The sequence below is a fragment of the Pseudomonas sp. GW821-FHT02C04 genome (assembly GCF_059421845.1).
The window spans coordinates 167,465-181,066 of the sequence record NZ_JBWKVT010000003.1 but is presented as its reverse complement, the minus strand read 5'-3'; the positions used below and the strand labels follow the sequence as shown (position 1 = coordinate 181,066).

The window sequence follows — 13,602 nt, the reverse complement described above, 5'->3', positions numbered from 1 at the left end:
GAGCCGTAATTCATGCGCATTTCCACCGCCCAGTATTACGCGACACAAGCTGCTCAATATCAGCGCAACTACAGCAAGACTGTCGCGACCGCCAACGAGGCGAGCAGCCTGCAGCGCATCAACACCGCTGCCGACGATCCGATCGGCGCCGGGCGTCTGCTCAAGCTGGGTCAGCAGGCCTCGATGCTCGAGCAGTATCAGGGCAACATCGATACCACCAAGAGTGCGCTGACCGTGCAGGAGTCCACGTTGAACTCCATCACCACGGCCTTGCAGCGCGCCAAGGAAATCGGCCTGGCCGCCAACAACGGCATCGCCACTGACACTGACCGCAAGGCCTACGCCGCCGAGTTGGGCCAGATCCAGCAACAAGTGCTGGGCCTGATGAACTCCAAGGACGCCAACGGCAATTACCTGTTTTCCGGTTCCAAGACCGATACCGCGCCGTACTCGCAAAATGCCGATGGCACTTACACCTACAATGGTGACCAGACCCAGATCAACCTGGGCATTGGCGACGGTCTTTCGGTGGCCTCCAATACCACTGGCTGGGATGCGTTTCAGCAGACCATCAACACCAGCCGCACCACGACCAGCATGACCGCGCCAACCCCCGATGATGGCCGCGTGGTGCTGACCAACGGTATCGTTGGCACCGCCGCGACGTACAACGCCAAGTTCGCGGCCGGTCAGCCGTACACCGTGGATTTCATCAGCAGCACTCAGTTGAAAATCACCGATGCCCTGGGCAACGACGTGACGACCGAAGCCAGCCAGAACGGCGCGATCACCAACAGCAACGGCGCCAACCAGACCGTCAGCTTCCGTGGCGTCGATCTGAAGTTGAACATCAACCTCAAGCCTGGCGACACCAACCCGGATGCGGTCATTGCCGGCCACAGCTTTCAGCTGGCGGCCACGCCTGACTCGTTCACCACCTCGCGCAGCGCGGGCAATGCGTCGACGGCGGTCATCACCGGCTCCGGCGTGACCAACCAGGCGGCCTACGACGCGGCATTCCCGTCGGGCGGCGGTGCGATCCTGAAGTTCACCAGCGCCACCAATTTCGACCTGTATGCAGCGCCAGTGACAGCTGACAGCAAGCCAGTGTCGTCGGGCACCATGGTCGGCGCCAACGCCACGGCAGCGGGTGTGACCTTCACGTTCGGCGGTACGCCGGGTGCGGGCGATCAGTTCTCGATCCAGTCCAACAACCACCAGACCCAGAACGTGCTCGACACCCTGGGCCAGATGGTCACGGCGCTGAATGCGCCGATCGACGGGAATCCGGTAGCCAAGCAGAAATTCCAGGGTGCCATGGAGTCGGCGCTGGGCAACATCGACAGCGCGGCCAATCAGATCGGTTCGGCGGTGACTTCGATCGGTGCTCGCGGACAGTCGCTGGATGACCAGAACACCACCAACCAGAGCCTGACTCAGGCGAATACCACCACTCAGGGTTCGATCCGTGATTCGGATCCTGCCGAAGTGATGACCCGCCTGACCTTGCAGCAGACCATGCTGCAGGCCTCGCAACTGGCATTCAGCAAAATCAGCCAGCTGGGTCTGTTCAACAAGATCTGACGGTAGCCGGGCGCGCTGGCGCCCGTTCTGCCCTGTCCCTTCAATAGTCAATGTCTTTAGCGGTTTCAAGGGCTCGCTTTTCTGAGCGGGCTCGCACCGCCTGTGAGCCCGCCGTGAATTCACTTCCTCTCGTCAGCCTGGTCATTCCTGCCTTCAATCCACGTTTCTTCGAACGGGCATTGCTCAGTGCGGTGAGCCAGGGCTATGGCAATCTTGAAGTCATTGTCTGCGACGACAGTCGCGGCAACGAGATTGAAACCACCGTCGCCTCGGTGATCGAGAGTTCCGGCGTGGCCGTGCGCTACGTGCGTAATGCGCGCACGCTCGGGCTGGTCGGCAATCTCCATGCGTGCCTTGAGCAGGCGCAGGGCGAGTTCATCAAGTTTCTGTGTGATGACGACCAATTGTTTGGCACGTGCATCGAGCGCCAGGCACAGGTTCTCATCGATCAGCAGGACGTCAATCTGGTACTCGCTCAGCGTCTGTTCTGGGATGCCGACGACCGCCCGTTGCCTTCACGCCTCGAAAATACCCCGTTGTCGCCGGTGTGCGGACTGTTCAAGGGGGATGACCTGCTGGCGATTTTCGAGAATTTCCCGGTCAACATTCTCGGCGGTTTCAGCAACGCACTGTTTCGCCGGGCCGATGTCCTGGAGCTTCTCCCGGCCCTGACCACTCCCGAAACCTGCTTTGTCGCGACCCTGGATTTTGCGTTGTACGTCTGCCTGTTGCGTCGCGGCAACCTGGTGGTTTCGAACCACGTCCTGAGCGTCGAGCGCCTGTACGCCGAGCGCTTGAGTGGCCAACAGGCAATGCGCGATGCTGCGTACACCGAACGCCAGTGGTTGTCGCAGATGCTCAAGGCGCGCAGTGGCGAATCGGCCCCGGCGCCGGGCTGGGTGCGTTATGTACCGATCACCAAGGCGCAGGAATCGCCGCGGGTCTGGGAAGAGTTACCGCTGAGCCGGACGCTGGGCACCAAACAGACCACCCAGGATTGGCATGTCGGCGTTTCCAGTGTCAGTTTTGCCGAGTTGTATGCGCAGTGGCTGGCATGCCGCAACCTGACCGAAGGCCAGCGCGAACTGCTGCCGGATACGCTCGCGGCATGGCCGCGCGTGCCGAAGATCGTGCCGCTGATCATTGACGAGCAGGGCAGTCGCTCGGCGCTGGATCTCACTCTGCAATCGCTCGATGCACAGGAATACCTGCCCGAGTTGACCCTTGTGTTGTCCGCCTCCTGCACCGAGACGCAGCTCGAAGAGCGCGTCTTGCGCGTGCCGTTGCAGGAGGACTGGCAACAGCAGATCAACGAACTCTTGCCGCAGCTGGAAGGTGCCGACTGGTTCTACCTGCTGCGTGCCGGTGATCGTCTGGTGGTGCCGGCGCTGCTGGTGATGGCCGAGCGCATTGCGCTCTCGCGAACCGTTACCTGCCTTTACAGCGATGAAGGTGGTTTGAGCGAGGGCGAGTCCACCGAGCCGGTGTTCAAGCCGGACTTCAACCTGGACCTGATGCGCAGCTACCCCTACGTGGGCCGGGCCCTGGCGTTCGAGCGCGAACGGTTCCTGGCACTCGGTGGTTTCGATTCCGCGTTTGGCGAGCTGGCGCCCCACGATGTGTTGTGGCGCATGGTCGAGAACGACGGCACGCAGGTCATTGGCCATATCTCCGAAGTGCTGCTGGAGTCGGCATTCGACCTCGCCAAGTGGTTGTCGGAACCGCAAATGGCCGACGGCAATTCGCAGTTGATCTCGGCGCACCTGGACCGCCTGGGCATTGCCCATGAAATCCGCAACGGCGCCTCGGCGCTGCTGAACCGCGTGGATTACCACCATGGCCGGCAACCGCTGGTGTCGATCGTCATTGTCAGCAAGGATCAGACGGCCGCCGTGCAGCGCTGTGTCGAGAGCCTGCTGGAGAAGACCGCCTACGCCGAGTACGAGTTGCTGCTGGTCGACAATGGCAGCCAGAGCGTCGAGGCGCAGACCTGGTTTGACGGCATGGCGCAATTGGGCAGCGAGCGGATTCGTGTCCTCGATTGCCCGCAGCAAGACAACATGGCCGCCGTGCGCAATCTCGCGGTGAGCCAGGCGCGGGGCGAATACGTCTTGCTGCTCAACCCGTACGCCGTGATCACCCATGGCGACTGGCTGGCGGAAATGCTCAATCACGCCCAGCGTCCCGAAGTCGGTGTGGTGGGGGCCAAACTGTTCAACCCGGACGGGCGGGTCTTGCATGCCGGTCTGATCCTCGGCCTGCAAGGGCCGGCCGGCGTACCGTTTTACGGCGAGTCGTTGCAGGCGACGGGTTACATGTACCGGCTATTGGTCGCTCACAACCTGAGCGCCGTCGGCAGTGATTGCCTGATGGTGCGCAAGGCTGTGTTCGATTCGGTCAACGGGCTCGATGAGCAGGCGCTGGCGCAGTCGCTCAACGAAGTGGATCTGTGCCTGCGGGTCGGCCAGGAAGGTTACCTGGTGGTGTGGACGCCTTACGCGCAGCTGGCGTTGGGCGCGCAACCGGCGCAAGCCCCGAAGGAAGGCGAAGAAGCAGCGCTTGGCCAGGAGCAGGAAACTTTCTACAAGCGCTGGCTGCCGGTCGTCGCACGGGATCCGGCCTACAACGCCAACCTGTCGCTGAACGGCCTGGGGGGCTCGAGCTTCAGTCTCGATCCTGGCCTGCGTACCGGCTGGAGTCCGTTTTCGCAGCCGCAATTGCCCAAGATTCTCGCATTGCCGGTCAACGCATCGGCGATCGGTCACTACCGTGTGACTCAGCCCTTGATCGAGCTGGAAGCGGCGGGCAGGGCGCTGGGACGGATTCATTACAACCTGCCGACCATCATCGAAGTCGAGCGTCAGTCCCCTGACGTGATCATTCTGCAGGGGCGCTATGCCGAGGCGCCGATCAACGAAATTCCAAGCCTGCAGAAGTACTCGAGTGCCCGGCGGATCTACGAGCTCGATGACTACGTGATCGACGTTCCCCATCGCAATGCGCACATCCGCAACATGCCGAACAAGGACGAGATGGAAAAACTGGTCCGGCGTGCGATCGGCATGTGTGACCGGGTCGTGGTGTCCACGGCGCCGTTGGGTAACGCACTGTCGAGCATGCACAGTGATATTCGGGTGGTCCCGAACATGCTGGCCAAAAACATGTGGAGCGATCTGCGCAGCCAGCGCCGTACCTCGAAAAAACCTCGGGTCGGCTGGGGCGGTGGCACCAGCCACCACGGTGACCTGGCGGTGATCGCCGATGTGGTGCGCGAGCTGGCCAATGAAGTCGACTGGGTGTTTTTCGGCATGTGCCCGGACGATCTGCGTCCGTACATGCATGAGTTCCACGGCGTGATCGGCCTCGATGTGTACCCGGCAAAACTGGCCAGCCTCAATCTGGATCTGGCGCTGGCACCGCTGGAGTTCCACATCTTCAACGACTGCAAGAGCAACCTGCGTCTGCTGGAGTACGGCGCCTGCGGTTACCCGGTGATCTGCACCGACACCGAGGCCTATCGCGGTTACTTGCCGTGCACACGGATCAAGACCAACACCACGGATGAGTGGCTGCAGGCGATCCGCATGCACCTGGCCGATCCGGACGCCAGCTACCGCATGGGCGACGAGTTGCGCGAGGTCGTGTTGCGTGACTACGTCTTGCGCGGCGACAACCTGCGTTACTGGGAAAACGGCTGGCTGGCGGACTGATCGGTTCGCAACGCTACCCAAAAAAGGCGACTTTTGCAGTCGCCTTTTTTGTGCCTGAAATTCGTATTTGTATCAACTCTGATACTTTTTTTTCCCGACGACTCAAGCCGCCGCAATCCTCTGTCGATACCCCTTGATAGCCGGTCTCGGACGATTGACGCAGAGGGGGCGAGCGGTGCCCGGGATTGCAGGTTTCCAGCCTCAACAACAACGCAAGGAAGAAGCAAATGTCAGTAGTAAATGGAACGAGTGATGTGGATTACCTGATGGGCACCGATGGTAATGACGAACTCTATGGACTGGAGTCGGATGACCAGTTGATCGGCAGTGGCGGATCGGACGTGCTGGATGGGGGCGAGGGGGTTGATACGGCGGACTATCGCGTGCTGTCTTCGGCAGTCAACGTCGAGATCGGCAATGACGCGTGGACTGTCACCGGCGCCGAGGGCAAGCGCGATACCTTGCTCAACGTCGAGAAAGTCATCGGTACATCTTTCAACGACACCTTCACCGGCAACGTTGCCGGTGTGACGCTGGACGGTAGCTGGGGTGACGATGTGTATATCGTCGGCAGCGAAGGCGTGACCATCATCGAAGAAAGCTACGGCGGTTACGACGAGCTGCGCACCAGTCTCAACACCATCAAGATGGACCCCTTCATCGAGAAACTGACCTTCACCGGTACGGGTGATTTCAAGGCCTACGGCAGCGACACCGACAACGAGATCATCGGCGGCGCCGGCAACGACTGGCTGTGGGGCGGCGACGGGGCGGATCACTTCGTGGGTGGCGAAGGTTTCGATACCGTCAGCTACAGCGACAGTCTCGAGGGAGTGAGGGTTTCGGACTGGAACAACTACGACGGGTTGACCATTGCCTACGGAGACACCTTCACCGATATCGAAGCCATTGAAGGCTCGAAGTTCGATGATCTGATCTATCGCTTCGAAGGGTCGATGATCATTGACGGTTCCGATGGCTACGACACGGTGAGCTACCAATGGAACCCGGGGCCGGTCACCATCGAGATCGGCAGTGGTATCAATGCAGTGGGCGACACCTTTCGCAATGTCGAAAAGATCATCGGCACCAACAATGCAGATCAGTTCACCGCCAACATCGGTGGCGTGACCCTGGCCGGTGGCGGTTGGAACGATGTGTACTTCATCAACAGCACCGGTGTGACCATCGAAGAAGTCGAGGGCTTCATGGGCGGCACCGATCAGGTGTACACCACGCTGTCTGTGATGCACCTGGATCCGTTCGTTGAAAACCTGACGTATACCGGGACCGGCGACTTCACCGGCTACGGCAACGACACCTGGAACACGATCGTCGGCGGCAGTGGCAATGACGTGCTGTTCGGCGGTGCCAAAGGTGATTCCTTCGACGGTGGCGACGGTATCGATGTGCTCAGCTACGGCGACAGCACGGTCGCCATGACGCTGAACTGGGCAACCCGGGAGTTTTCGGGGATCGCTGACGGCGATACGTTCCAGAATATCGAGATCATCCGTGGCAGTGACTTCAACGACACCTTTTACGCCAACGGCATGTCCTGGTTTTTCGGCCTGGATGGCGGGCAAGGGCAGGATCTGCTCAGTTTCAAATACGCCTTCATGCCGATGACGATCGACCTGAGCGGTGCCGCTTACAAACCTTTGAATCCGGTCCCTGAATACACCGGGATCGAATTGATCGAGGGCAGTCAGTACTTTGATGACTTCATCGGTTCGGCCGGCAACGAAACGTTCATCGGGGGTGGGGGCGGTGATTCGATCGATGGTCGCGACGGCATCGATAACGTCTGGTACCTCACCAGTGCCTCGGCGGTAGAGATCAATCTGCAGACCGGCATCAACCTGGGTGGCGATGCACAGGGCGATACGCTGACCAATATCGAAGGCGTAATGGGCAGTCATTTCGACGATACCTTGACCGGCAACGAAGCGGACAACTACCTGGAAGGTGGGCGCGGCAGCGATCTGATCAATGGCGGTGACGGCAACGACGTTATCTACGGCGGCCTGGTGTCCGACATCGGACCGTTCAGCCTCGAAGGTGTGGCCGATAATGCGCAGGCCGATCAGTTGTATGGCGGGGCGGGCGACGATGTGATTGTCAGTGCCGAAAACGATCTGGGTACCAATGCATTCGGTGAGGACGGCAATGACACCGTGACGGTGGTCAACGGCAGCGCCATCGGCGGTATCGGCGACGATGTATTGACCGGCAAGGGCAGCGCCTACTCGTTGTTCGGTGGCGAGGGTGACGACCGGTTGATTCTCAATCTGGCCGGCCAGCAGGCTTCCGGTGGTTTCGCCAATGGCGGTGAAGGTGATGATACCTACGTGGTGAACACCTCCGGTCTGGTGGTGATTCAGGACGGCGGCAACAGCCTGAACGACACCCTGATCCTGAACACCATTGCCAATGCCAGCCAGTTGAACGTGACCCGTATCGGCGACGACGCCTATTTGCACAGCGCCAATGATGGCAGTGTCGGTGCGCCGACCGGTGGTGTGAAACTGGCGGGCTGGTATGCGGGCTTCAACAGCATCGAGCACATCCAGACCGCGGACGGCCAGGCCTACAGCCTGCCAACCGCTGCCGACGGGTTTGCCCTGTTCGGTTGATCCGGTCGATTCACTGAAACCGCTCGATGAAAGGGATGAGTCCGGCAACGGACTCATCCCTTTTTCATGCCCGTGTCCCCATCGACGCAGCGTCTGCGGAGCTGGCGCGTTTCCTGCAAGTCCCCCTCAAATCGCCATAAAACGAGCGCTCGCGGTCATTGCACCTGCGCCCGGACCGGCAGAAAGGTTTAGCCAGAAGGCCGCAAAGCTCATAAAGCCGCGCGCAGCCCTGTGACGAACGAGAGGGGAGACCATGAAGGCAGTTATTTTGGCGGGTGGCCTGGGCACTCGCATCAGTGAAGAGTCGCACCTCAAGCCGAAACCGATGATCGAAATCGGCGGCAAGCCAATTCTCTGGCACATCATGAAACAGTATTCCGCACACGGAATTCATGACTTCGTGATTTGCCTTGGCTACAAGGGCTACGCGATCAAAGACTTCTTCGCCAACTACTTCCTGCACACCTCCGACGTGACGTTCGACATGCGTGAAAACCGCATGGACGTTCACCAGAACTACAGCGAGCCGTGGCGCGTGACGCTGATCGACACCGGCGAAGAAACCATGACCGGTGGCCGTCTGCGCCGCGCCGCACGCTATCTGGAAAACGAAAAAGCCTTCTGCTTCACCTATGGCGACGGTGTCTCGGACCTGAACATCAGCTCATTGGTGGATTTCCACCTGACTCACGGCAAGTTGGCGACCGTCACCGCCGTACAGCCGCCGGGACGTTACGGCGCGCTGAACCGTGAAGGCGATCGCGTACTGGGGTTCACTGAAAAACCCCGTGGCGACGGTGGCTGGATCAATGGCGGATTCTTTGTGTTGTCGCCGAAAGTCCTGCCGCTGATCGAAGGCGACGATACGTCGTGGGAGTCCGGTCCGCTGGATGGCCTGGCCGAGCGTGGCGAGCTGATGGCTTATCAGCACGACGGTTTCTGGCAGCCAATGGATACCCTGCGCGACAAGAATCACCTCGAAGCGCTGTGGCAGACCGGGGAGGCCCCATGGAAGCAATGGGACTGAGTCCGGAATTCTGGCGCGGCAAGCGGGTTCTGGTCACCGGTCACACCGGTTTCAAGGGCAGCTGGCTGACCCTGTGGCTGCAAAGCCTCGGCGCGCAAGTCAGCGGTTTTTCCCTCGATCCGTCGACCGAGCCGAGCCTGTTCGAACTGGCGCGCGTGAGTGAAGGCATCAATGATCAGCGCGGCGACCTGCGTGACCTTGGCGCCTTGCTCGAGATCATCGCCGACACCGAGCCTGAGATCGTCCTGCACCTGGCGGCCCAGCCGCTGGTGCGCGAAGGCTATCGCGATCCGCTCGGCACGTATTCCAGCAACGTCATGGGCACCCTGAACCTGCTCGAAGCGATTCGTCAGGTCGGTTGCGTGCGGGCCTGTGTGTTGGTGACCACCGACAAGGTCTACGCCAACAAGGAATGGCTGTGGCCCTACCGCGAGGACGAAGCCCTCGGTGGACACGACCCTTACAGCAGCAGCAAGGCCTGCTGCGAGTTGTTGGCGCAGTCTTATGCCGCGTCGTTCTTCCCGGCCGACAAGTACGCCGAACACGGTCTGGCCCTGGCCACCGCTCGCGCCGGCAACGTCTTGGGCGGCGGCGACTTCGCCCCTGAGCGCCTGATTCCCGACGTATTGAAAGCCTGGTCGGCCGACGAACCGGTGACCCTGCGCTACCCGCAAGCCGTGCGCCCATGGCAACACGCGCTGGAGCCGCTGGCCGGTTACCTGCAACTGGCCGCCGGGCTCTACGAAGAAGGCCCGGAATACGCCGGGGCGTGGAACTTCGGCCCAGGCGAAACGGACATGTGCAGCGTCGGCGAAGTGGTCGAACTGCTCGCCAACCGCTGGCCACAGGCCCGTGGTCTGCGTATCGAACCGAGCGAACTGCACGAGGCTGGCCTGCTGCGCCTGGACAGCAGCCGCGCCCGTCAGGTGCTGGGCTGGCAACCGCGCTGGTCGCTGCAGCAATGCCTGACCCAGACCCTCGACTGGCACCTGGCGTGGCAGAACGGTGACGACATGCGCACCGTCACTCTCGGCCAACTGAACCTGTACCGGGGCGCGCTGTGAGCGAGTTTTCCTTGAAACAGTTGCCGCTGGCCGGGTTGTTCAGCGTCCAGCACAAACGCTTCGCAGATCAGCGCGGGCACTTCGCCCGGCTGTTCTGCGAGGGCAGTCTGAGTGCGTTCGGCACCGAGTTCCACATCCGCCAGATCAACCATTCCTGCACTCGCGAAAAGGGCAGCGTGCGTGGTCTGCATTACCAGAACGCCAATGCGCCGGAAGCCAAGCTGATCACCTGCCTGCGCGGTGAAGTGTGGGACGTGGCGGTGGACCTGCGCCCGGACTCCGAAACCTTCCTGCACTGGCACGCCGAGCACCTGAAGGCCGGCGACGGTCGCAGCCTGTTGATTCCGGCCGGCTTCGCCCATGGTTTCCAGACCCTCACCGAGGATGCTGAGCTGCTTTACCTGCACAGCGCCGATTACGCGCCGGAGCACGAGGCCGGCCTGTCGGTGAACGATCCACGGCTGGCGATTGCCTGGCCGTTGCCTGTCAATAATTTGTCAGCGCGTGATTCCAGCCATCCCGCGCTCGATCAACACTTTGCTGGAGTGCGTCTATGAACTGCCGTGGGTGCGCCGCACCGCTGAGCCTGCCGCTGATCGACCTCGGCACCTCGCCACCGTCCAACGCCTACGTGCATGCCGATCGGCTGGAACAGGCCGAACAATGGGTGCCATTGAAGGTCGCCGTGTGCCAGCAATGCTGGTTGGTCCAGACCGAGGATTACACCAGCGCCGACAGCCTGTTCGATGCCGAGTACGCCTACTTCAGTTCGTTCTCCAGCACCTGGCTGGCCCATGCCGAACGCTATGTGGCCGAGATGGTCGAGCGCTTTGGCCTGACAGCTGACAGCCGCGTGGTGGAAGTCGCTGCCAACGACGGTTACCTGTTGCAGTACGTGGCCGGTCGCGGCATTCAGTGCCTGGGCGTCGAGCCGACCCGCAGCACCGCGCAGGCTGCGCGGGAAAAGGGCCTGGAGATTCGTGAACTGTTCTTCGGTCGCGACACCGCCGCACAGCTGAAAAGCGAAGGCTGGGGCGCCGACCTGATGGCCGCCAACAACGTGCTGGCCCACGTGCCGGACATCAACGACTTCCTTGGTGGATTCGCCGCGCTACTGAAGCCGACCGGCGTTGCCACATTCGAATTCCCGCAACTGCTGACGCTGATGGCCGGTGCGCAGTTCGACACGCTGTACCACGAGCACTATTCCTACCTGTCCCTGACCGCCGTGCAAACGTTGTGCGAGCGCAACGGTCTGGAAGTGTTCGACGTCAGCCCGTTGACCACCCATGGCGGATCGCTGCGGGTGTTCGTGCAGCGCAAGGATGGCGAGCGCCGCGCCGTGCAGCCAGCGGTTCAGCAGCAGTTGCAGGCCGAACTCGATGCCGGCGTGAAAACCGCCGGGTACTACGCGACGCTGGCGCCGGCCGCGGAAAACATCAAGCACCAGTTGCTGCGTTTCCTGTTGCAGGCCAAGGCCGAGGGCAAGCGTGTGGTCGGTTATGGCGCGGCAGCCAAGGGCAACACCTTGCTCAACTATGCCGGCGTGAGAGCGGATCTGCTGGCGTGGGTTGCCGATGCCAACCCGCACAAGCAGGGCAAGTTCCTGCCGGGCAGCCGCATTCCGATCGTGGCACCCGAGCGCATTGCGCAAGAGCGGCCGGATTACATTCTGGTTCTGCCCTGGAACCTGTTGAGCGAAGTGACGCAACAACTGGCCGAAGCCAAAACATGGGGTGCACGCTTTGTCGTCGCCGTTCCGGAGTTGAGCATTCAATGAGCAGAATCCACTACACCAAACCGAGCGTTGGCGAACTCGAAGCGCAATATGCCCTGGATGCCGTGCAGAACGGCTGGGGCGCGCGTTGTTACGAATACCTGACCCGCTTCGAGCACGGCTTCGCCGAGCATCTGGGTGCGACCTATGCAATCGCCACCTCCAGTTGCACCGGGGCCTTGCACATGGGCATGGCGGCACTGGGTGTCGGCGTCGGCGATGAAGTGATCCTGGCCAATACCAACTGGATCGCTTCGGCGGCGCCGATCACCTACCTGGGTGCGACCCCGGTCTTTGTCGATGTGCTGGCCGATAGCTGGTGCTTGGATCCGCAGCAGGTCAGAAACGCGATCAGCCCGCGCACCAAAGCCATTCTGGCGGTTCACCTCTACGGCAATCTTTGCGACATGGATGCCTTGCTGGCCATCGGCAAGGAGTTCGGCATTCCCGTGATCGAGGACGCGGCCGAAGCCATCGGTTCGCAATGGCGTGGCAAGGCAGCGGGTTCGCTCGGTGCCTTCGGTGCCTTTTCGTTTCACGGCACCAAGACCATGACCACTGGCGAAGGCGGCATGTTCGTCACCTCGGACAAGGCCTTGTACGAGCGCGTGCTGACCCTGTCCAACCATGGCCGGGTCGCGGGCAGTACCAAGCAGTTCTGGCCGGAATTCGTCGGCTTCAAATACAAGATGAGCAACCTGCAGGCGGCGGTCGGCTGCGCTCAGGTCGAGCGCATCGAAGAGTTGATCGAGCGCAAGCGGGCGATTTTCGCCAACTATGCGCAGGCGCTTGAAGGTGTGTCGGGCGTTTCGCTCAATCCGGAACCGGTCCATGGGCGCAATGGTTACTGGATGCCGACCGTGGTGTTCGATGCCGACACCGGCATCCATCGCGATCAGTTGATTGCGGCTTTCCAGGCGGCGGATATCGACGCCCGGGTGTTTTTCTGGCCGCTGTCGTCGCTGCCGATGTTCAGCGAATACGTGGTCGACACCCCGCTGGCGTTCGCGTTGCCCGAGCGTGCCTTCAACCTGCCGAGTTATCACGAAATGACTGACGCCGATCAGCAGCGCGTGGTGCAAGTGGTGCTCGACTTGCTGGCCAGCAGGAAAGCACCGTGAAGATGTATCTGCTGGGCGCCGCCAACCCGGAAGCGGTGCGCATGCTGCAGGCCGTCAAGCGCAGCACGCCGAACATCGAGTTTGCGTTTCTCGATAACGATCCGCGCAAGCACGGCACGCTGTTTTATGGCGTGCCGGTGGTCGGCGGTTCGGAGCGGGTGGCCGAGCTCAATGGGCCGGACGTGCGCTTCGTCAATCTGATCACCGGCAGTACCCGTTTACGCTACGAAACCACCTGTCAGTTGGTAGAGGCGGGTGCGCGATTGGGTCAGTTCATCCATCCCGGCATCGACCTGAGCATGATTCGCATGGGGCAGGGCAGTTACCTGCAGGAAGGCGTGTTGATGCAGGCCGAGGTCGAACTCGGCGACAACACCAGCATCAGTGCCGGCAGTGTGGTGGGGCATGAGGGACGGATCGGTCACTCGGTGTTCATGGCGCCCGGCGTCTGTATCGCCGGCTGCGTGGAGATCGGTGACGGCACCTTCATCGGTACCAACGCCACGATCCTGCCGCGCCTGCGCATCGGTCGCTGGGTGACCATCGGCGCGGGTGCCGTGGTGACGAAAGATGTCCCGGATTTTTCGGTCGTGGTGGGCAATCCCGCCAGGATCATCAAGAACAACACGGTGCCTTACCCGGACGCCAAGGTGTTCAAGTAAGCCGTTTCCCGAATTTTTGGA

The 13,602-nt window shown here is 61.3% G+C and carries 9 protein-coding genes; all 9 read left to right on the top strand.

All coding sequences use genetic code 11. The annotated features are described in order from the left end of the window. Positions 1 to 12: 12 nt before the first annotated feature. Positions 13 to 1,584, top strand: coding sequence for a flagellar hook-associated protein 3 (locus tag AC07VV_RS12755; RefSeq protein WP_495036409.1), 1,572 nt, complete (start codon positions 13 to 15; stop codon positions 1,582 to 1,584). A 113-nt stretch (positions 1,585 to 1,697) separates the two neighbouring features. Next, positions 1,698 to 5,294 carry a glycosyltransferase gene (locus AC07VV_RS12750; protein ID WP_495036408.1) on the top strand — a complete coding sequence of 1,199 codons (3,597 nt, stop codon included), beginning with the start codon at positions 1,698 to 1,700 and terminating at the stop codon, positions 5,292 to 5,294. A 227-nt stretch (positions 5,295 to 5,521) separates the two neighbouring features. Next, complete coding sequence (locus tag AC07VV_RS12745) at positions 5,522 to 7,930, top strand: calcium-binding protein (protein ID WP_495036407.1); 2,409 nt, start codon at positions 5,522 to 5,524, stop codon at positions 7,928 to 7,930. Positions 7,931 to 8,183: 253 nt separating this feature from the next. Beyond that, entirely contained in the window at positions 8,184 to 8,957 is a 774-nt protein-coding gene (gene rfbF / locus AC07VV_RS12740) for a glucose-1-phosphate cytidylyltransferase (protein ID WP_495036406.1), read from the top strand. Beyond that, a complete protein-coding gene (gene rfbG, locus AC07VV_RS12735) occupies positions 8,939 to 10,021 on the top strand; it encodes a CDP-glucose 4,6-dehydratase (RefSeq protein ID WP_495036405.1) in 1,083 nt (360 codons plus the stop codon). The genes rfbF and rfbG overlap by 19 nt, the downstream gene beginning before the upstream one ends. Beyond that, positions 10,018 to 10,578: a dTDP-4-dehydrorhamnose 3,5-epimerase family protein gene (locus AC07VV_RS12730; RefSeq protein WP_495036404.1), complete on the top strand. Its 561-nt coding sequence runs from the start codon at positions 10,018 to 10,020 to the stop codon at positions 10,576 to 10,578. Before rfbG ends, AC07VV_RS12730 begins: the two co-directional genes overlap by 4 nt. After that, entirely contained in the window at positions 10,575 to 11,801 is a 1,227-nt protein-coding gene (locus tag AC07VV_RS12725; RefSeq protein ID WP_495036403.1) for a methyltransferase domain-containing protein, read from the top strand. The genes AC07VV_RS12730 and AC07VV_RS12725 overlap by 4 nt, the downstream gene beginning before the upstream one ends. Next, complete coding sequence (locus AC07VV_RS12720; RefSeq protein WP_495036402.1) at positions 11,798 to 12,919, top strand: DegT/DnrJ/EryC1/StrS family aminotransferase; 1,122 nt, start codon at positions 11,798 to 11,800, stop codon at positions 12,917 to 12,919. The genes AC07VV_RS12725 and AC07VV_RS12720 overlap by 4 nt, the downstream gene beginning before the upstream one ends. Further along, positions 12,916 to 13,581, top strand: a complete 666-nt coding sequence (locus tag AC07VV_RS12715) for an acetyltransferase (protein WP_096822200.1) — start codon at positions 12,916 to 12,918, stop codon at positions 13,579 to 13,581. The genes AC07VV_RS12720 and AC07VV_RS12715 overlap by 4 nt, the downstream gene beginning before the upstream one ends. Positions 13,582 to 13,602 lie beyond the last annotated feature (21 nt).